This window comes from Lelliottia nimipressuralis (genome assembly GCF_041464075.1).
Lineage (GTDB): Bacteria > Pseudomonadota > Gammaproteobacteria > Enterobacterales > Enterobacteriaceae > Enterobacter > Enterobacter nimipressuralis.
In genome coordinates, this window is the sequence record NZ_CP167172.1 from 2,582,119 (window position 1) to 2,601,711 (window position 19,593).

Genomic DNA, 19,593 nt, shown 5'->3' on the forward strand with positions numbered 1-19,593 from the left:
GAAAAACGGAATGTTTAGGGTTGTCGTCGTCCGATGAGCCACTCGGCGGCCTGCACCAGCAGCCCGTCGTGGCCTTTGGCAGCCACCAGCTGGAGCGAAACCGGGCGGCCATGCAGTTCATCTACCGCAAGGGTAATGGCCGGATGGCCGCTGAGGTTGAACGGGCGGACCAGGCGTGTGAGATTGACCACGCTCAGGGGATCGGCGGCCTCCTCAAGGGTAGGAGGCAGTTCAGGCAGTGTCGCCAGCGCCAGTAGCGGTGTTTTTGCCAGCAGTGCGTCGACCTGCGCGGTGAATTCACTGCGCACCTGTTCAGCTGATGCCAACGCTTCGGCGCTGATATCTGCCCCGGCGCGAATACGGGCGGCCACATCCGCGGAGACGGCGTTGCTCGCCAGCAGTGGGCTGAAGGCCTCCCAGTTTTCATGGCTGATGAGGGTTAAACCTGCGCGATGCGCATCGTTCAGGGCGGGCAACCCGGCCTGCTCAGGGCGCACGCCGCACGCGGCAAGTACCTTGAGAATGCGGTTATCGATTTCCGGTAACGCGGCAGAGATGAAGGCCATCGGCGGCAGTTCGCTGAGCGGTTCCCCCACGTCGACGGAAAGCCGGGTCATCACCTGGCGCAGCACTGTGGCATTGCGGGCAAAGACGCCGACGCAGTCGAGCGAGCTTTGGGCTGGCATAACGCCGTGACGGCTGAGCACGCCGTAGCCCGGTTTGAAGCCCAGCACGCCGCAGCAGGCGGCAGGCATTCTGACGGAGCCGCCGGTGTCGGTGCCGAGGGAGAAATCGACCTCACCGGAGGCGACAACGGCGGCAGATCCGCTGGATGAACCGCCCGGAATCAGCGCCGGATAGCGCGGGTTCACCGGCGTGCCGCTCCAGAGGTTGATCCCGGTGACACCAAACGCCAGCTCATGCAGCGTGGTTTTGCCCGTCAGCTGGCAGTGCTTTTCCAGTAGCGTCGCAACCACGCTGGCGTGCTGGCGTGCCAGCGGTGCGTTTTCCAGCGCCGGGCAGCCTGCACGGGTCGGGTGCCCGGCTATATCCAGGGTGTCTTTGACCGCAAATCTCAGATCGCCCTCACCGAGGGTAAATTGCTCAACGTAACCATTGCTCTCATAAACTGGCTTCATGATTGATACCTTAACCAGAAAAAATGAATCACATTCAGGCGGGCAGTCAGTGCTGCCTTTTTGTCCTGACTAACGTTAGGTCAATCATGGAAGAATTAGATGAAAATTCAAGTAATCTTTCACGTTAATTTCACGTGGATGCAACATTTAATTAACCTTTGCTTCAATAAGGTTACTGATTCAGGGTGATGAAAAATAAGACAAAATGGCGGGAAACGCAAAGGGATGCCGCCCTGAGTATTCAGCGCGGCATAAGAAAATTAATTGTGAAATTACAGAGAATTAGAAAGAAAGACTACGGAGTTCACAAATTTGTCATCGGATATTTTGACCTCACAGTTCGTTGAGGTTATCCAGTACCTTTGCCAGGGAGAGATTCATTTTTTCGACCTGACTGGCCGTCATGCCCTTGAAGCCTTTTTCGAACACTTTGCTGGTGTATGCGTAGGCCTCTTCCACTTTTTTGCGACCGGCCTCCGTGAGCATCACTTCCGTGACGCGCGCGTCCTGTTCGCTGCTTGCGGTGGTGACCAGGCCGTCATCGCGCAGCCGTCCGACGATTTTGGTGACCGTGGGCATTTTCGCCATCGCGTACTCGGAAATCTGCGAAATACTGGCCTTGCCGTACTGGTGAGTCACCATCAGCACCCGGAAGCGAGAAACATCCAACTGGGCTTTTTTCAGTGTAATTTCCATGATTTGCGTGTAGCGCGCATACACATTCACGATCCAGTAGAACGGAAACTCTTCGCGATGAAAGGCGGGATCGTCAGGTGCGCCGTCCGGGGTATTTTTTATTGTTGTCATGCGTTTCCTTACCAAAAAAAGCGTCAGAGTGAACGATTATACCCTGCGAATCTGCGGCGACTAAGCCTATCTGAACGGGTGCTGAAACGTATAAGAGATCCCGATCGCATTATGATTCAAAAATGCCAACTGATTAACAATTACGTATCATTTTTTACACATTGCATTGACGGTTGCGGTGGCTGTTTTCTATACGTTTAGCCGACCTGTACGCTAATTCTAATAATCGCAATGTGGAGCTATTCATGAACGAACGTTCTTCTGTGGAGCAGACGCGCCCGCCGTCGTCTGCGCCCGACGCTCTGGACCCTCGCCAGCAGGCCGTGATCAAAAAGCTGTTCCGTCGGCTGATTGTGTTTTTATTTATTTTGTTTGTTTTTTCCTACCTCGACCGCATCAACATTGGCTTTGCCGGCCTGACAATGGGCAAAGATCTGGGTCTGACCAGCACCATGTTTGGCCTCGCGACCACCCTCTTCTACGTGATGTATGTCATTTGCGGTATTCCCAGCAATATCATGCTGAGTATCGTCGGCGCGCGACGCTGGATCGCGGTGCTGATGGTCGTGTGGGGGATCGCGTCCACCGCCACCATGTTCGCCACCGGACCGAACAGCCTGTACGTGCTGCGTATGCTGGTCGGGATTGCGGAAGCGGGCTTTTTGCCGGGCCTGTTGCTCTATTTAACCTACTGGTTCCCGGCCCATTATCGTGCGCGCGCTAACGCGCTGTTTATGATTGCGATGCCGGTCACCATGGCGCTCGGTTCGCTGGCCTCCGGGTATATCCTGAACATGGACGGGCTGCTGAATCTGAAAGGCTGGCAGTGGCTGTTCCTGCTGGAGGGTTTCCCGTCCGTGCTGTTGGGTCTGGTGGTCTGGTTCTGGCTGGATGACAGCCCGTCGAAGGCCAAATGGCTGACGGAAGATGACAAAGCCTGCCTGGCGGAGATGCTGGAAGCGGATAAAATCGCTGCCCGCAAAACGCAGCTGGACGCGAGCACGTCGCTGTTGCCGCAGCGCAGCGTGGCGCGCGAACTGTTTACCCCCATCATTATTCTCTACACGGTGGCCTATTTCTGTCTTACTAATACCCTCAGCGCCCTGAGCGTCTGGACGCCGCTGATTCTGCGCAGCTTCAACGAAACCAGCAGCAATGTCACCATCGGGTTACTGAGTGCCATTCCGCAGGTGTGTACCATTGTGGCAATGGTCTGGTGGAGTAAGCGTTCCGATCGCCTGAACGAGCGTAAAATCCACACCCTGCTGCCCTATCTGTTTGCCGCGGCGGGCTGGATGTTAACCGCCTCCAGCACGCAGGCGGTGCTGCAGTTCACCGGGATTGTGATGGCGTCGGCAGGCGCGTTCGCGGCGATGGTGATCTTCTGGACCACGCCGGATCGCTATATCTCCCTGCGCGCTCGCGCAGTCGGGATTGCGGTGATTAACGCCACCGGGATGACCGGTGCGGCACTCGGGCCGCTGCTGATGGGCTGGATGAAAGACGTCACCGGAAACTTCAACGCCGGGATCTTCATGGTGGCCGGTTTCCTGGTGCTGGGCGCGCTGATCATTGCGCTGATCCCGATGAGCAAAACCCAGCCGCAAAACGCTGCCGCCCCACTCTCGACTTGACTTATTGTGTAATAAAGATACTTTTCAGGACATGAAGAAAATCCTGATTATCGTCCCTGACGGCGGCATGTTGTTCGAAGCCGCCGGTATCGCAGACATTCTGATGCAGGCCAACCAGCTCCATCCGGAAGGCCTCGCCCAGCCTCGCTATCGCATTATTATCGCCACCACCCAGCCGCACCAGGTGATCCACGGTCAGTCCGGGCTAAACCTGCTGGCGGATTATCGTCTGCCGGAGCTGGATCCGCGTGAGCCGCTCGACACCATCATCATCACCGGACGTGGGATGAACGAGCTGGAGAGCACCGCCGTGGTGGACTGGCTGCATCTGGCCGCGCCCCATGCCCGGCGCATCGCCTCGATTTGCGGCGGCGCGATGCTGCTGGCACAAAGCGGCCTGCTGGATGGACGTCGCGCGACTACCCACTGGCGGCTGCTGGAGACGATGCAAAAAAGCTGGCCTGCCATCAACGTCGTAGGCGGCCCGCTCTATGTTCAGGATGGTCCCATCTGGACATCCGGCGGGGTGAGTTCCGGGTTTGATCTCACGCTGGCGCTGGTTGAAGAGGACTACGGTTTTACCCTGGCGCGAGACGTGGCCCAAGATCTGGTGATGTATTTGCGCCGTCCCGGCGGGCAGCTGCAGTTCAGCCGCTATAACCTGAATTCATCCGCCAGTGCCGGGCCGGTCAGCGAATTGCAAACCTGGATACTTAACAATCTCACGGCCGATCTGTGCGTCGAAAAACTGGCGGAGCAGGCGGCCATGAGCCCGCGCAATTTCACCCGCGTCTTTACCCGTGAAACGGGCGCCTCTCCGGCACGCTACGTGATGGAAGCCCGTCTTGCCGCCGCCCGTCAGCTGCTGGAGCAGACAAGCGAGCCGCTGGACCGCATCGCTGAGCAGAGCGGTTTTGGCAGCAGCATCAACCTGCGCCGGGTGTTTGAGAAACAGCTCCACCTTACCCCCAGCGAGTATCGTCAACGATTCCACTGCCGAAAAATGGCGTAATCTGATCCTTTTTTGTCATTTACGCCATTTCACCTGAAGCCTACAGTGACTCCAGACACCACAGTTAAGGAGTGCATCATGGTTAAGGTCGGTATTAATGGTTTCGGCAGAATCGGTCGCAATTTCTTACGCGCCGCCCTCGATAACCCGGAGATTCAGATCGTGGCGATTAACGATCTGACGGACAGCAAAACCCTCGCCCATCTGCTGAAATACGATTCCCTGTTAGGGACGCTGCCGGTATCCGTTGAGGCTGCCGATAATCATCTGCAGGTGGATGGCAAACAAATTAGGGTCTTTAGCGAGCGCGACCCGGCCGCTATTCCGTGGCGTAACGTTGAAGTGGACGTGGTGATTGAAGCGACCGGCTTCTTCACTGACCGCGAGAAAGCGGCGGTGCATATTGAGAGCGGCGGCGCAAAACGCGTCATCATCTCCGCCCCGGGTAAAAACGACGATTTGACCGTGGTGATGGGCGTGAACGATCGGCTGTACGATCCGGCTCAGCACTTTGTGGTGAGCAACGGCAGCTGCACCACGAACGGTCTGGCACCCGCCGCGCAGGTGCTGCATCAGCACTTCGGCATCGAACATGGCCTGATGAACACCACTCACGCCTACACCAACAGCCAGGCACTGCACGACCAGCCGGAGAAAGATCTGCGCGGCGCGCGGGCGGCGGCCCTGTCGATTGTCCCCTACTCCAGCGGTGCGGCGAAGGCGCTGGGGAAAGTGATTCCTGAGCTGGACGGACGTCTGACCGGGTATTCCTTGCGCGTTCCGGTGCCGGTGGTGTCGATTGTCGATTTGACGGTCACCCTGAGCCGGGAGGTAACGGTGGAAGAGGTCAACGCCGCGTTTCGTGAAGCGGCCTCTGCCGGGCCATTGCAGGGCATTCTGGGCTACAGCGACGAGCCGTTAGTATCGAGTGATTATCAGGGCGATCCGCGCTCATCGATCATCGACGGGCTTTCTACGCTGGTCATCGGCGGCAATATGGTGAAGATCCTCGCCTGGTATGACAACGAGTGGGGCTTCTCGAACCGCCTGGTCGATTTGGCGCTGCTGATGGACCGCAAAGGTTTGTAAAAACCGCGTCGGGTGGCGACATCGCCGCCACCCGGCTTTTAAGATTTATTCCGCTTTGACACGAACGCCCATCAAGACAATTACCATCGCGCTCACCAGCAGCAAGCCGCTTCCGGCGAATACCCCGCTGGCACCGTTGAGGTCAAACACCGCCCCGCCGCCTGCGGCACCGGCACCAATCGCAAACTGAATCGACGCCACCAGCAAACCACCCGCACTTTCGGCTTCGTCCGGCACCGTGGTCGCAAGCCAGGTCGACCAGCCCACCGGCACCAGGCCAAAGGCAAAGCCCCACAGCGCCACCAGCAGTCCGTCCAGCATCGCCAGATGGCCGTATGCCACCATGATCAGCGCCAGAACGCCCATTGCAAACGGCACCAGCGCCAGCGTCAGACGTAAATTGCGCGCCAGCAGATGCCCGGCAATCGAGGTGCCGACGAAATTGGCGAGGCCAAAACCCAGCAGGATCAGCGAAATGCTCTCGACGCTCGCCTGCCCGACGGTTTCAAGGAACGGGCGCAGGTAGGTAAAGAAGGCAAAATGACCGCTAAAAATCAGCACCGTGGCTAATAGCCCGCCAATCATGCCAGGGCGGCGCAGCACGCGCAGTAACGTCCCGAGACTGCCGCTGCTCTCCGGTTTCATTGACGGGAGCACCCACAGCTGCCAGAGCAGCGCCAGCATGCTCGGCAGAATGCAGAGGATAAAGACGTTACGCCAGCCGATCAGGCTGCCCAGGTAGCTGCCGAGCGGCGCAGCGACCACAGTTGCGATCGACACGCTGGAGAAGATCACCGCCAGCGCTTTCGGCACTTTATCGGCCGGAACCAGCCGCATCGCCGTGGCCGTGGACATTGCCCAGAAGCCGCCGATAGCGATGCCTAACAGCAGGCGTCCCATCAGCAGTACCTGCAAATTGGGCGCAAAGGCCACCAGCAGACTGGAGATAATTTGCAGCACAGAGAAAAACATCAGCACCCAGCGGCGGTCGATACTTTTGGTGGCGGGCGTAATCAGCAGCCCGGTCACCAGCGCGACCAGCGCCGTTGCGGTCACCGCCTGCCCGGCCATCCCTTCGCTGACGCCGAGACTGGCAGCCATCGGCGTTAACAAACTGGCCGGCAAAAACTCCGCCGTAATCAGGCCAAACACCCCCAGTCCCAGCGAATAGACCGCTCGCCAGGCGGGTTTTGCGGGCGCTATGGCCTCGCTCGCCGCGATAGTTGAATTCATCTGTTGCTCTCCCGTTAGAAAAATGTGACAACCGTCGCAAAAGCATAGAGCGTTCCCCCTGGACGATCTATGACATATAATCTTCACTTATTGATAATTCGTCCGGAGTTGTGCCCATGACCGTTCAGTCGCCCGATTTAATCAGTGAGCTTTTACGTGGAATGCGTCTCTCCGGCGTGAAATACCGCCGGATCGAGGCCAGCGCCCCTTTTGGCGTGGCGTTCACCCAGGCCCCCGGCAAGGCGCAGTTTCATTTCGTCAGCCACGGTTCAGCGGTGCTGCGCATGGAGAGCGGCGCGGTGTTTACCCTGAGCAGCGGCGATGCGCTGTTTATTCCTAACGGCAATGCCCACGCCCTGCTGTCGGATGAAAATGCCACCGTCACCCCGGTGTCGGCGTTTCCCAGCGAGCCGATTTGCAACTCCGTGTGCGCCATCACCTGCGAGCCATGCCCGGAAAGCGAAAACGTGGTGATATTCAGCGGATGTATGGATTTTGAGCTGGGCGGGATGCAGCCTCTGATCAAAGCGATGCCGGAAGTGATGATGGTGAGCCGTCTGATGTCGACCTGGCCGGAGATCCACCCGCTGCTGGCGGCGATGGAGCGGGAATCCATGACCCGGCAGGTCGGTTTCGCCGGGATTCTGGCGCGTCTCGCCGATGTGGTGGCCGCCCTCATCGTGCGCGGCTGGGTGGAAGCAGGCTGCGGAAAAGCCACGGGCTGGGTGCAGGTACTCCGCGACCCACGTCTGAGCCGTGCGATTTATGCCATGCATCAGCAGCCGGGCGTCAACTGGAGCGTGGCGGAGCTGGCAAAAGAGGCCGGCACCTCGCGTTCGGTCTTTGCCGAGCGGTTTTTATCCGCCACCGGCACCACGCCTGCTAAATATTTGAGTGAACTCAGAATGCGCCTCGCCATTCAGTACATTCGCCATGAACATCAGGCGATTGAAACGGTTGCGTTGCGGCTGGGATATGGATCGCTCGCGGCCTTTAGCCGGGCGTTTAAACGCATCGTCGGCCATGCGCCGGGAACCCTGCGGGAAACCAGCCAGACCCCCGAAGAGGTCTGACTGGCGAGGCGTCAGAAGTAGTACTTAAAGCGAACGCGGCCGCCGTAGCGATCGTCGTTGTTATCAGCGCCCTTATTCGGATGCGCCTCCACCCAGGAGGCGTACGCCCCGAGATAGATATTAAAGTTCTTCATATTCATCACGTTCGGGATGAGATACGACGCGTGAAGGGTATGAATATCGTAATCGCCCGGATCGGTTATCCAGCAGTCGTTATCGCAGTTATCGTACACATTCGCGGAGTTGAATTTATCCACCTCGTTGTGGGCGTAAATGTAGCCCAGCTCGATGTTGTGCCACAGGGCGTTAGTCCCCGCGGTAAAATCGGTTTCATCCGTGGCATCCATGTAAGCGGTATTGAGGTTCACCACAACGCCGTCTTGCGGATCGGTTTGCTGCCCATTCCAGGTCATCGTGAAACCGTAACCGGTGCGATCGGACTGATCGACCCACTGCCCTGACGCATCGCGATAGCCGTAGGCGTTGTTGACGAGATTACTCTCCATCGCCACCGCCGTTGAGAAGCGTCCGCTCTGCCAGGCGATGACCGGGCGGATATAGGCCACGTTTTTGTCGTTATCGAGATTGATGCCGTGATACTGCTTGTCGACGAACAGCGTGCTGCCGTCTTCCAGCAGCGTGTTGACCTCGAAATACCAGTTATCCAGGGTTTTGCTCATCAGGAAGTTGCCACCGCTGTCGCTACGTCCCCGGCCCTCTTTCATCATGTAGATATAGCCGTAGCCGTCGCTGTAGAGATCGTTGGCTGTATTCCCGGAATATTCGATAAAGGTATCCTGATTGAGCGGGAACATATCGTAGGCTTCAAAACGCCCGACTTTGATCTTCCAGTTATTCTCATTGCCGAAGAAGAATACGGCATCATCGAGATTCATTTTGCCGGTGAGATCTGCCAGCGGCTGCACTGAGAATCCGGCAAAATTACCGTCATCCATTCGACGATAACCGTCAAAGCCTAACAGCAGTCGCCCGTTAATATCCCAGCGTTCATTATTTCCCGATGCCCAGTCTTTATTCGCACTGGTTTTTATCGACGTTAATGCACCGCTCCTGCTGGCCGCATCCATGTTAAATTCGACGTCGCCGTAAAATTTAATATCACCGTAGCCAGAAAGCGTCAGTTTCGGTAATGACGACGCGGTGACCGGCTCGGCTGATTCCACCGTCACGGTCGGCTCTGTTTTAGCGACGACCGTCTGCTGTTGCTGTAATTGCTCAATTTGCGCTTCGGCCTTCTCCGCCCGGCTTTCAGCCTTTTCCAGACGTGCTTCCAGCTGTGCAAGTTTCTCTTCCAGAGTGGGCGCGTGGTGCGCAGCATATCCTCCCGCCGAGCAAATTACGCTGACGGCTAACACAATCAACTTTATTCTCATGGATTCCTTCCTGATGAATTACTGCGGCCAATAAACAGCGATATTTCGCCTAATTGTGACCGACGGTTCCATTACGTTTTTTCATCCGTTAATTATGTTTTTTAATTTATGTGATCGCTAAGAAGTGTTTCTTCATTAAAACGGCAATAAATAATGCACGCGATCACATTTGTAATTAGTGAGAGCCTTAATTCATTCAGGCTTATTCAATCACACTACCTATTAAGAATTTAAAAACAATAAACAGTAGATATATATTAACGCTTTATTACTGATTATTTCTGTGTGGGTAAAGAGTCTGGTTTTGCGAAAAATGGGATATTCGACACGCGAAAACGGCCATATTCGTCTAAGGTTTTCAGGTGATTGACGGCAGCGGCGACGCTGCTCGCGAGAATAAAAAGGAGAAAAACCGATGACGAGAACTGAAATGCGCCGTCCTGCACGCCTGCCGTTGGCGCTGCGTGTGGCACTGGGGGGCGCGATGCTGAGCGTCGCCGCACTGAGCTTCGCTGATGAGTTACCTTCCACACAAAAACAGTCGCCGGATATTCTGCTCGGTCCCCTGTTCAGTGATGTGCAAAGCGCTAAGCTGTTCCCCGATCAAAAAACCTTCGCCGACGCGGTGCCGAAAAGCGATCCCCTGATGATTCTGGCGGATTACCGTATGCAGCATTTGCAACGCGGATTTGACCTGCGCCATTTCGTCGAGATGAATTTTACCCTTCCCGCTGAAGGCGAAAAATACGTTCCGCCTGCCGGACAGAGCCTGCGCGAGCATATTGATGGCCTGTGGCCGGTGCTGACGCGCACCACCGATAAAGCCGATAAGTGGGATTCGCTGCTGCCGCTGCCGAAACCTTATGTGGTGCCGGGTGGACGTTTCCGTGAAGTCTATTACTGGGACAGCTATTTCACCATGCTGGGGCTGGCCGAGAGCGATCACTGGGACAAAATCAGCGATATGGTGGCCAACTTCGGCTATGAGATCGACACCTGGGGCCATATTCCCAACGGCAACCGCAGCTACTATCTGAGCCGTTCGCAGCCGCCGTTTTTCTCCCTGATGGTCGAACTGCTCGCCACGCACGATAAAGAGGCGCTGAAAACCTATCTGCCGCAGATGGAAAAAGAGTACACCTACTGGATGGAGGGCGTGGAGACGCTGCAGCCGGGTCAGGCCAACAAGCGGGTGGTGAAACTGGATGACGGCGCGATTCTGAACCGCTACTGGGACGATCGCGACACGCCGCGTCCGGAGTCCTGGCTGGATGACGTGACCACCGCCAAAAACAACCCGAACCGTCCGGCGACGGAAATCTACCGTGACCTGCGCTCCGCTGCCGCCTCCGGCTGGGACTTTAGCTCCCGCTGGATGGACGATCCGCAAAAACTTGGCACCATTCGTACCACCAGCATTGTGCCGGTAGATTTGAACGCCCTGCTGTTCAAAATGGAAAAATTGCTCGCCAAGGCCAGCCAGGAATCGGGTGATACCGAGCGCGCAAACCGCTATGAAACCCTGGCCAACGCGCGACAAAAAGCGATCGAGAGCCACCTGTGGAACGACAAAGAGGGCTGGTACGCCGATTACGATCTGAAGAGCAAAAAGGTACGTAATCAGCTGACTGCCGCCGCCCTGTTCCCGCTGTATGTCAACGCCGCCTCTAAAGAGCGGGCCGATAAAGTGGCGAGTGCCACCGCGTCACGCCTGTTGAAACCGGGTGGCGTGACTACCACCACCATCAACAGCGGCCAGCAATGGGACGCGCCAAACGGCTGGGCACCATTGCAGTGGGTGGCGGCCGAAGGGCTGCAAAACTACGGTCATAAGAAAGTGGCGATGGATGTCACCTGGCGCTTCCTGACGAACGTGCAGCATACCTACGACCGCGAGCAGAAGCTGGTAGAGAAATATGATGTGTCGACCACCGGCACCGGCGGAGGCGGCGGTGAGTATCCGTTGCAGGACGGTTTCGGCTGGACCAACGGCGTGACGCTGAAAATGCTCGATTTAGTCTGTCCGAAAGAGAAACCGTGCGACAGCCTGCCGGCGACTCAGCCTGCGGCGAACGATGATGTGGCGCCTGTGCAGAAGAGTGCCGCGCAGTAGGATTGTGCGGCTGGTGCTCTCACCCTCTCACGCAAGAGAGGGTGAGACATCAGAGGAAAATCAGAAGCTGTAGCTCGCCCCCACCTGAACCGTGCGATCGCGGCCAATCCAGCAGTTTGTCGCGTCGTAGCAGGTAAACGTCTCTTTGTTGGTGATGTTCTGCGCGCTGGCTTTCAGGGTCAGCCCGGCCAGCGACGGCAGAACTTCACCCATCTGGTAAGAGGCGGCGAGATCGTACTGCGTCGTGCCGCCCAGTTTACCCTGATCGTTGGTCGGCGCGATCTCCATCGGCCCGGTGTAGCGTGCGCCTGCGCCGAGGTTCAGCCCTCTCAGCGGCGTGCTGTCGAAGGTATAGTCTCCCCACAAGTTAAAGGCGTTTTCCGGCACTTGCGTCGGGCGTTTCCCCTGGTATTTGTCATCTTCCGTGTTGATCGCGTGGGTGTAGGCGTAATTGGCGATCAGCGTCAGGTTATCCGTCGGACGACTGACGGCAGACAACTCCGCCCCTTTCGATTCCACTTCACCGGTCTGACGATAGTTCAGGAAGCCCGGATCGGTCGTGACCACATTTTTCTGGCGAATGTTAAACACCGACGCGGTAAAGGTGGTCGCGTACTCTTCCAGCAGGTATTTCACCCCGCCCTCCACCTGTTTACTGGTGGTTGGCTTGACGTCTTTAGCGGTCAGCGTGCCCTGCGGTGAAACGGGCGCAAAGCCTTCGGAGTAGCTGATAAACGGCGAGATACCGTTTTCAAAGGCGTACAACGCCCCCAGACGTTTAGTGACGCGATCCTGCGATACCCAGGCTTTGTCACCGTTTTGCAGATAGTCGGTGGTGACGGAGCGATAGTCGTCGTAGCGCAGGCTGCCGAGCAGATTCAGCCCGCCGAATTCGATCTGATCCTGCAGGTAGTACCCGTTTTGCTGATAGCTCAGGCGATTTTTCTGCGCGGTGTAGAGACCGAGCGAACCGTCGTTGACCTGCGTGTAGTCCGGGTAACGCATATCGATACCCGGCGTATTTGCCGCATAGCGATAGTGGAAGTGGGAATTGAGCTTCTGGTAGTCGAAGCCTGCCAGCAAATGGTGCTTCCAGTCGCCCAGTTCCAGCGTTTTGGTGACCTGGTTGTCCATGTTGAAACTCTGCAGGTCTTCGTCGGTGGTGTAAGCAAAGCGGTTTAGCTCGTACACGTTTGCGCCTGGCCCTGTGGAGTAGATACTGCGCTGGTGCGTATCCACGTCGAAGTAGCGCGCTTTCTGACTGAAGCCCCAGCCGCTATCAAACTGGTGTTCAAAGCTGTAGCCCAGCATCCACTGGCGCTGTTTGAAGCCGCTCCATTCGTCGCCTGCATAATCGCGGCGATCGGCATATTTGGAACGCAGATACGAAAGCGGAAGCGGGTTGGACGGCGTCAGGCTCGGGCTGTTTTGCGCGAGCGCATCAAGGGTCAGACGCGTTTTGCTGTCTGGCTGCCAGGTCACGGACGGTGCCACCAGGTAGTTTTCCGTGCGCGTGGTGTGCGGCTGATCGTCGCCTTCCGTCGCTTTGCCCAGCAGACGATAGTCCCAGTCGCTGTCGGCAATCTGCCCGGTGGAATCGAGATAGCCCTCTTTCAGATTGCGCGTCCCGGTGTTGAAGCCCACTTCCGTTTGCGCGGTTTTTTGCGGCTTTTTGCCCTGAATATTGACCAGCCCGCCCGGCGAGCCGCCACCGTACAGCACAGAGGCGGGGCCTTTGAGGATGTCCACACTCTCGATCAGCAGCGGATCGATGCGCGCTTTGGTGTTCCCGGTGACATTGTAGGGCAGTTGCAGACCGTTGTAATACTCCTGCTCGACGGTGAATCCGCGGATCTTATATTCACTCATATAGGAGGTATTGCCGCGCACTTCCGTCGACACGCCCGGCGCATAGCGCAGGATTTCGTTGACCGAATTCGCGTGACGCTGTTCGATCTCCGTGGCGGAAATAGTGTTGATGACCTGTGGGGTTTTACTCTCGGCAACGGCTGATTTGGTGGCACTGTTCGTCCACTCAGGTAGCTGACTGCCCTGTTCCGATCCGGTCACGAGAATGGTTGATTCTTCCGCAAACGCGCAAGTCTGCAACGCCAGTGTGACCGCGCCTGCCAACGCACATACTGCAAAACGCGAGGTGTTCATAGTGTCGTCTTATTATTAGATGATATAAAGAACGACAATTATTCTCATTTCGATTAACAAAGCAATATGCGGACAAAAAAAACGGCCCTCAGGGAGAGCCGTTTGCGTTTTTAGCGGTTTATGTGCGTCTGAGCAGTCTGAAAATCGCAAGGACGACGATGGCACCGACCACCGCCACCAGGAAGCTGTGCAGGTTAAATCCGCTGACGCTGCCGCCGACGCCAAACATGGTCGCCAGCCAGCCGCCGACAACCGCACCGATAACCCCCAGCACGCAGGTCAGAATGAAGCCGCCACCATCACGCCCCGGCATAATGAATTTTGCGATCACGCCGGCGATAAGACCAAAAACAATCCAGGCGATAATACCCATAGCGATGCCCTCTTGCAGATGAAATGCATGCGCTGAAAATGTTTCGCGCAAGTGACTTAAGTATAGGTCACCGCGCTAAAACCGTTTTTTCTCACCGACTTAATTCCCTCTCATTTTTGAAAAAAAATCACCGGTTTGTATTAAGTTCTGACGCCCATTGCCGATACTTCAGGGACAGTCCGTCAGACAACCGAGGAGCCATTCGGCGTGAGTAATTACAGTGAGCAGTTCCTGAAGCAAAATCCGCTGGCTGTATTAGGGGTATTACGCGACCTGCACAAGGGCGAAGTGCCGGTGCGCATCAGCTGGGCGTCGAACCAGTTTATCAGTAAGATTCTGGAAGCCACTCCGGAGCGTCTGGTCATCGACCTCGGTAGCCAGGAGTATGAAAACCGGGCGGTACTGCGCGCAAAAAATCTTTCTGTGATGGCGGAAACCAAAGGGGCAAAGGTTGAGTTTGTCCTGCCTCATGTGGAACAAGGTGATTATCTCAATCTGCCCGCTTTTATCACCCCGCTGCCGGAGAGCCTGTGGTTTGTCCAGCGTCGGGAATATTTTCGGATTAACGCCCCGCTGCATCCTTCCTATTTTTGTAAGGCCAGAATGCCGGACAAGAAAGAAATTCGCTTTCGCCTGTTCGACCTGTCGCTCGGCGGGATGGGCGCGCTGATGGACACACCAAGACCGGACGGACTGGTGGAAGGGATGCGTTTTTCACAAATCGAACTGGATATGGGCGGCTGGGGGCGTTTTTATTTCGATGCGCAACTGATTGCCATTAGCGAACGCAAAGTGGTGGACAGCAAAAATGAGACCATCACCACACCACGACTCAGTTTTCGCTTTCTGAATGTCGGGCCTGGGGCCGAAAGGGAGCTTCAACGTATTATCTTCTCGTTAGAGCGAGAAGCGCGAGAACGCGCGAATAAGGTTCTCTGAAGGCGCCGGACAGCATCTCGCTGCCCGGCCAGGGCATTACATGGCGTCCATCGCTTTCTGAACTTTCCAGATGTAGCGTGGAGCCTGTGGTGCCGGATGGTTGTTCACCACATGCTCAAAGAACTCGTCTTTGTCCATGCCGTTGATCTCATTGATGGCCTTTTTGCGATCCGACGAGAAGGTTCGCAGCAGCGCCCCCGCCCCGTTCACATACGACACCACCAGCGCATATTGCATCACTTCGGGATCTTCGATGCCTTTTAGCACACCGTGCTCCAGAATGCTCAGATATGCGGTACCCATGGAGATATTACGCTCCGGGTTTTTCAGCTCGCTGGTGGACGGCTGCCCGCTCCAGCCCATGTAGCGGTAGACTTCACGCCCGGCGGTGGAGGCTTTCAATTGCATTAAGCCCACTGCATTTGATTTGCTGACCAGCGTCGGGTTGCCGCCGGACTCGACTGCAATAATGGCCGTCACCAGTCGCGGACTGACGCCCCACGCTTTCCCGGCCTTTTCGCTGATCGGCATCCACTGCATTGCACGTTTGACAGGGACTTCCGGGTTCCACGGCGGATTTTGATAATCCTGTTTTGAACTACAGCCCGCCAGCAATACAATCAAAAAAGCAAACCATCTCAATTTCACGTCATCTATCCTTATAGCCGATCATCGCGGTTACGCATCCGCCCCTTGAAGCAGACCGCATACAGGCGGCATGATATAGGCATTTAGTTTCTCATTCAGCAAGGATTTGCCATGTCTCAGTTTCATCTTGTTGCCCCGTCCGGCTACTGCATTAATCAGGACGCCGCCCGGCTTGGCGTAACGCGTTTAGAGGCATCCGGCCATCAGGTGGATAATCAGACAGTCATCCCCCGCCGTCTGCAGCGTTTTGCCGGGACTGAGCAGCAAAGAGTGGCTGATATCAACGACCTGGTCACCCTCGAAGGCGAAAACCAGATTATTCTGGCGGTGCGCGGCGGGTATGGCGCGAGCCGTTTGCTGGAGACCATCGACTGGGCCGGGCTTGCCCGACGCCAGCAGCAGGACCCGCTGCTGATCTGCGGTCACAGCGATTTCACCGTGATTCAGCTCGGCCTGCTGGCCCTGCATAACGTCATCACCTTTAGCGGGCCGATGCTGGCGGGGAATTTCGGCGCACCGGAGTTGAACCGTTTTACCGAGGAACATTTCTGGCGCGCCTTGAAAAATCCGACGTACAGCGTGGAGTGGCAGGGCAACGGCCCGCAGTGTGAGTGCGAAGGCCAGCTGTGGGGCGGCAATCTGGCGATGCTGGTGTCGCTTATCGGCACGCCGTGGCTGCCGCAAATTGAGAACGGCATTCTGGTGCTGGAGGATATCAACGAGCATCCGTTCCGCGTCGAGCGCATGCTGTTGCAGCTGATGCACGCCGGTATTCTCGGGCGTCAGCGCGCGGTTGTGTTAGGCAGCTTCAGCGGTGCAACGCCGAACGATTACGATGCGGGTTATACGCTGGAAACCATGATCGATTACCTGCGCTCGCGCCTCGACATTCCGGTGATCGACGGGCTGGCGTTTGGCCATGAGCAGCAAACCGTCACCCTGCCGCTGGGCGCTCAGGCGACGCTTTGGCACTCGCAGGCGGGCAGCCGGTTAACCCTGCGCGGTCATCCTGTCTTAAAGGCATAAAAAAGCGGTTTAACCACCTCAATAAAACGCTGTTTTTGTCGTTAATATGATAGGGTTTTATTATCAGCAACAACATTGAGGTGGGAGTAAGACAACATTGGATGCCGCAGCGATAATCAGTCTTTTCATTCTGGGTTCCGTATTAGTAACCTGCAGTATTTTATTAAGTTCATTTTCATCGCGTCTCGGCATACCTATCCTTGTTATCTTCCTGGCCATCGGCATGCTCGCGGGCATCGATGGCGTCGGCGGGATTCCATTCGATAATTATCCCTTCGCCTACATGGTGAGTAACCTCGCGCTGGCAGTGATTTTGCTGGACGGCGGGATGCGCACCCAGGCCAGCTCGTTTCGCGTCGCCTTAGGCCCAGCCCTGTCGCTGGCAACCGTCGGCGTGCTGATCACCTCCGGCCTGACCGGTATGATGGCCGCCTGGCTGTTTCATCTGAATATCATGGAAGGATTGCTGATTGGCGCGATTGTCGGCTCGACGGATGCGGCGGCGGTGTTCTCCCTCCTCGGCGGCAAAGGGCTGAACGAGCGTGTCGGCTCGACGCTGGAGATTGAATCCGGCAGCAACGACCCGATGGCGGTGTTCCTGACCATCACCCTGATTGAGATGATCCAGCAGCACGAATCCGGCCTGAGCTGGATGTTTGCCTGGCATATTCTCCAGCAGTTTGGCCTCGGGATTATCATCGGCCTTTCCGGCGGCTATCTGTTGCAGCAGATGATTAACCGCATCTCCCTGCCCGCCGGGCTGTACCCTTTGCTGGCGCTTAGCGGCGGTATTCTGATTTTCGCCCTGACAACGGCGATGGACGGCAGCGGTATTCTCGCCGTTTATCTCTGTGGCTTTCTGCTGGGAAATCGCCCGATTCGCAACCGCCACGCCATTTTGCAAAACTTCGACGGTCTGGCCTGGCTGGCGCAAATCGGCATGTTCCTGGTGCTGGGGCTGCTGGTGACGCCGTCCGATCTGCTGCCGATTGCCATTCCGGCGCTGCTCCTCTCGGCATGGATGATCTTCTTCGCCCGTCCGCTGTCGGTGTTTGCCGGGCTGTTGCCGTTCCGTGGGTTTAACCTGCGCGAGCGTATTTTTATCAGTTGGGTGGGCCTGCGCGGGGCGGTGCCGATCATTCTGGCGGTCTTCCCGATGATGGCGGGGCTGGATAATTCACGGCTGTTCTTCAATGTCGCGTTCTTCGTGGTGCTGGTGTCGCTGCTGTTCCAGGGTACGTCCCTCGGCTGGGCGGCGAAAAAAGCCAAAGTGGTGGTGCCACCGGTTGGCCTGCCCGTTTCGCGCGTGGGGCTGGATATTCATCCGGAAAACCCGTGGGAGCAGTTTGTCTACCAGCTGAGCGCCGATAAATGGTGCGTGGGCGCGTCGCTGCGCGACCTGCATATGCCGACGGAAACGCGGATTGCCGCGCTGTTTCGCGATAACGCTCTGCTGCACCCGACGGGCAGCACTCGCCTGCGCGAGGGCGATATTCTCTGCGTCATTGGTCGTGAGACCGATTTGCCTGCCCTCGGGAAGCTGTTCAGCCAGTCACCGCCCGTGGCGCTGGATCAGCGGTTCTTCGGTGATTTTATTCTGGAAGCGAACGCCAAATTTGCCGACGTGGCGCTGATTTACGGCCTCGACGAGGGGCTGGAGTATCGCGATAAACAGCAGACGCTGGGTGAAATCGTGCAGCAGCTGCTGGGTGCCGCGCCGGTCGTGGGCGACCAGGTGGAGTTTGCCGGGATGATCTGGACGGTGGCCGAGAAAGAGGATAACGCAGTACGGAAGGTGGGCGTGCGTCCGATGGAGGATGAGGGTTCAGAATAATGTTTTGCCGGGTGGCAGCAACGCCACCCGGTATTTTAACGTTACACTGTCACTACTGGCACTCTCGGGGCCAGTGCCGTTAACATTTCATAGCCTACCGTTCCCGCTGCCGACGCCACGTCATCGACTTTCACCTCATTCCCCCACAGCTCTACCGGCGAACCGATGCCTGCCTGCGGGCATGGGGTCAAGTCAACCGCCATCATATCCATTGAAATGGTGCCAACGGTGCCGGTACGCACGCCATCGACCCACACCGGCGTGCCGGTTGGCGCAAGACGTGGATAGCCGTCAGCATAACCGCCCGCCACGATACCAATACGCTGTTCGCCTGACGCACGATAACGGCTGCCATAGCCCACCGTATCACCCGCTTTCAGCGTCTGAATGCCGATGATTTCACTGCGCAGGGACATAACCGGTTTCAGCCCGCTGTTGGCGATGTCCTGCCACTGGCCGGACGGCGACGCGCCGTAGAGAATAATGCCTGGACGTACCCAGTCGTAATGGGCTTCCGGGTGCCAGAGCGTGGCGGCGGAGTTCGACAGCGAACGGGCGCACTCCAGTCCCTCTGCCGCCTGATTGATACGCACCATCGCCTCGGCAATGCCGTCCGGTTTTTCGGCATCGGCAAAGTGCGCCATCAGGGTCATCTCGCCGACATTTTTCAGGGCGCGCAACTGCTGCCACATCGTGTGCACGCGCTCGGGCTGGAAACCTAAGCGGTTCATACCGCTGTTGACCTTGAGATAGATATCCAGCGGTGCATGCAGTTTTGCGTTTTGCAGCGCTTTGATTTGCCAGTTGCTGTGGACGCTGGTGGTGAGTCGGTACTTGTCCAAAAGCGGCAGTTCGTCGGCGTGGAAGAAGCCTTCGAGCAGCAGAATCGGCCCTTTCCAGCCGCGCTCGCGCAGCAGGATCGCCTCTTCCAGATTCAACAGCGCAAAACCATCGGTGGCGCTCAGCGCGCTCCAGATGGACTCAATTCCGTGGCCGTAGCCGTTGGCTTTCACCACCGACCATACGCGAGAGCCCGGCGCAGCACGGCGGACAATCTGCAGGTTATTTTTTAACGCCTGCAGATCCAGCTGAGCCAGAATAGGACGGGACATGACA

General features: G+C 57.0%; 16 protein-coding genes. 8 read left to right on the forward strand and 8 right to left on the reverse strand.

Translation table 11 applies throughout. The features are described 5' to 3' along the window. Positions 1-14 precede the first annotated feature (14 nt). The gene (locus ACB496_RS12315; RefSeq protein ID WP_371972685.1) at positions 15-1,139 is read right to left on the reverse strand and encodes an amidase; all 1,125 of its coding nucleotides are present in this window, start codon (positions 1,137-1,139) and stop codon (positions 15-17) included. Positions 1,140-1,472: 333 nt separating this feature from the next. After that, positions 1,473-1,946 carry a MarR family winged helix-turn-helix transcriptional regulator gene (locus tag ACB496_RS12320; RefSeq protein WP_100779858.1) on the reverse strand — a complete coding sequence of 158 codons (474 nt, stop codon included), beginning with the start codon at positions 1,944-1,946 and terminating at the stop codon, positions 1,473-1,475. A gap of 245 nt (positions 1,947-2,191) precedes the next feature. On the opposite strand from ACB496_RS12320, the gene hpaX reads away from it, so the two are divergent. The 3 genes from hpaX to gap all read left to right on the forward strand — a co-directional run bounded on the left by hpaX (position 2,192) and on the right by gap (position 5,681). Further along, entirely contained in the window at positions 2,192-3,580 is a 1,389-nt protein-coding gene (hpaX, locus tag ACB496_RS12325) for a 4-hydroxyphenylacetate permease (RefSeq protein WP_123427640.1), read from the forward strand. 31 nt (positions 3,581-3,611) lie between these two features. After that, positions 3,612-4,592: a GlxA family transcriptional regulator gene (locus ACB496_RS12330; protein WP_371972687.1), complete on the forward strand. Its 981-nt coding sequence runs from the start codon at positions 3,612-3,614 to the stop codon at positions 4,590-4,592. Positions 4,593-4,670: 78 nt separating this feature from the next. Beyond that, positions 4,671-5,681 carry a type I glyceraldehyde-3-phosphate dehydrogenase gene (gene gap / locus ACB496_RS12335; protein ID WP_100779855.1) on the forward strand — a complete coding sequence of 337 codons (1,011 nt, stop codon included), beginning with the start codon at positions 4,671-4,673 and terminating at the stop codon, positions 5,679-5,681. Between the two features lie 45 nt (positions 5,682-5,726). On the opposite strand, the gene ACB496_RS12340 is transcribed toward gap, so the two are convergent. Beyond that, positions 5,727-6,914 carry an MFS transporter gene (locus ACB496_RS12340; RefSeq protein ID WP_100779854.1) on the reverse strand — a complete coding sequence of 396 codons (1,188 nt, stop codon included), beginning with the start codon at positions 6,912-6,914 and terminating at the stop codon, positions 5,727-5,729. 116 nt (positions 6,915-7,030) lie between these two features. On the opposite strand from ACB496_RS12340, the gene ACB496_RS12345 reads away from it, so the two are divergent. Continuing rightward, on the forward strand, positions 7,031-7,987 hold the full coding sequence (locus ACB496_RS12345) for an AraC family transcriptional regulator (protein ID WP_100779853.1): 957 nt from the start codon (positions 7,031-7,033) through the stop codon (positions 7,985-7,987). Between the two features lie 11 nt (positions 7,988-7,998). On the opposite strand, the gene ACB496_RS12350 is transcribed toward ACB496_RS12345, so the two are convergent. Then, on the reverse strand, positions 7,999-9,381 hold the full coding sequence (locus ACB496_RS12350; protein WP_371972690.1) for a carbohydrate porin: 1,383 nt from the start codon (positions 9,379-9,381) through the stop codon (positions 7,999-8,001). 415 nt (positions 9,382-9,796) lie between these two features. On the opposite strand from ACB496_RS12350, the gene ACB496_RS12355 reads away from it, so the two are divergent. Then, the gene (locus tag ACB496_RS12355) at positions 9,797-11,494 is read left to right on the forward strand and encodes an alpha,alpha-trehalase (RefSeq protein WP_129034935.1); all 1,698 of its coding nucleotides are present in this window, start codon (positions 9,797-9,799) and stop codon (positions 11,492-11,494) included. A 60-nt stretch (positions 11,495-11,554) separates the two neighbouring features. On the opposite strand, the gene ACB496_RS12360 is transcribed toward ACB496_RS12355, so the two are convergent. Both ACB496_RS12360 and ACB496_RS12365 read right to left on the reverse strand, forming a co-directional pair. Next, complete coding sequence (locus ACB496_RS12360; protein WP_371972693.1) at positions 11,555-13,657, reverse strand: TonB-dependent siderophore receptor; 2,103 nt, start codon at positions 13,655-13,657, stop codon at positions 11,555-11,557. A 118-nt stretch (positions 13,658-13,775) separates the two neighbouring features. Further along, a complete protein-coding gene (locus tag ACB496_RS12365; RefSeq protein WP_100779849.1) occupies positions 13,776-14,030 on the reverse strand; it encodes a GlsB/YeaQ/YmgE family stress response membrane protein in 255 nt (84 codons plus the stop codon). A 207-nt stretch (positions 14,031-14,237) separates the two neighbouring features. On the opposite strand from ACB496_RS12365, the gene ACB496_RS12370 reads away from it, so the two are divergent. Then, positions 14,238-14,969, forward strand: a complete 732-nt coding sequence (locus tag ACB496_RS12370) for a flagellar brake protein (RefSeq protein ID WP_100779848.1) — start codon at positions 14,238-14,240, stop codon at positions 14,967-14,969. Positions 14,970-15,005: 36 nt separating this feature from the next. Here the strand turns inward: ACB496_RS12370 and emtA are convergent, their stop codons facing one another. Further along, positions 15,006-15,617 carry a membrane-bound lytic murein transglycosylase EmtA gene (gene emtA, locus ACB496_RS12375; protein WP_100779847.1) on the reverse strand — a complete coding sequence of 204 codons (612 nt, stop codon included), beginning with the start codon at positions 15,615-15,617 and terminating at the stop codon, positions 15,006-15,008. A gap of 111 nt (positions 15,618-15,728) precedes the next feature. Between emtA and ldcA the strand changes: the two genes are divergently transcribed. Then, a complete protein-coding gene (gene ldcA, locus ACB496_RS12380; protein WP_371972696.1) occupies positions 15,729-16,643 on the forward strand; it encodes a muramoyltetrapeptide carboxypeptidase in 915 nt (304 codons plus the stop codon). 97 nt (positions 16,644-16,740) lie between these two features. Then, positions 16,741-18,477 carry a potassium/proton antiporter gene (locus tag ACB496_RS12385; protein WP_100779845.1) on the forward strand — a complete coding sequence of 579 codons (1,737 nt, stop codon included), beginning with the start codon at positions 16,741-16,743 and terminating at the stop codon, positions 18,475-18,477. Positions 18,478-18,518: 41 nt separating this feature from the next. Here ACB496_RS12385 and dadX read toward each other — a convergent pair whose 3' ends face one another. Beyond that, a complete protein-coding gene (gene dadX, locus ACB496_RS12390; RefSeq protein ID WP_102103948.1) occupies positions 18,519-19,589 on the reverse strand; it encodes a catabolic alanine racemase DadX in 1,071 nt (356 codons plus the stop codon). Positions 19,590-19,593 lie beyond the last annotated feature (4 nt).

Coding starts and splice junctions, on each gene's coding strand:
- ACB496_RS12350 (WP_371972690.1), bottom strand. CDS start 9,381: ATGAGAATAAAGTTGATTGTGTTAGCCGTCAGCGTAATTTGCTCGGCG.
- dadX (WP_102103948.1), bottom strand. CDS start 19,589: ATGTCCCGTCCTATTCTGGCTCAGCTGGATCTGCAGGCGTTAAAAAAT.
- ACB496_RS12320 (WP_100779858.1), bottom strand. CDS start 1,946: ATGACAACAATAAAAAATACCCCGGACGGCGCACCTGACGATCCCGCC.
- ACB496_RS12330 (WP_371972687.1), top strand. CDS start 3,612: ATGAAGAAAATCCTGATTATCGTCCCTGACGGCGGCATGTTGTTCGAA.
- ACB496_RS12340 (WP_100779854.1), bottom strand. CDS start 6,914: ATGAATTCAACTATCGCGGCGAGCGAGGCCATAGCGCCCGCAAAACCC.
- ACB496_RS12365 (WP_100779849.1), bottom strand. CDS start 14,030: ATGGGTATTATCGCCTGGATTGTTTTTGGTCTTATCGCCGGCGTGATC.
- ACB496_RS12360 (WP_371972693.1), bottom strand. CDS start 13,657: ATGAACACCTCGCGTTTTGCAGTATGTGCGTTGGCAGGCGCGGTCACA.
- hpaX (WP_123427640.1), top strand. CDS start 2,192: ATGAACGAACGTTCTTCTGTGGAGCAGACGCGCCCGCCGTCGTCTGCG.
- gap (WP_100779855.1), top strand. CDS start 4,671: ATGGTTAAGGTCGGTATTAATGGTTTCGGCAGAATCGGTCGCAATTTC.
- ACB496_RS12355 (WP_129034935.1), top strand. CDS start 9,797: ATGACGAGAACTGAAATGCGCCGTCCTGCACGCCTGCCGTTGGCGCTG.
- ldcA (WP_371972696.1), top strand. CDS start 15,729: ATGTCTCAGTTTCATCTTGTTGCCCCGTCCGGCTACTGCATTAATCAG.
- ACB496_RS12315 (WP_371972685.1), bottom strand. CDS start 1,139: ATGAAGCCAGTTTATGAGAGCAATGGTTACGTTGAGCAATTTACCCTC.
- ACB496_RS12345 (WP_100779853.1), top strand. CDS start 7,031: ATGACCGTTCAGTCGCCCGATTTAATCAGTGAGCTTTTACGTGGAATG.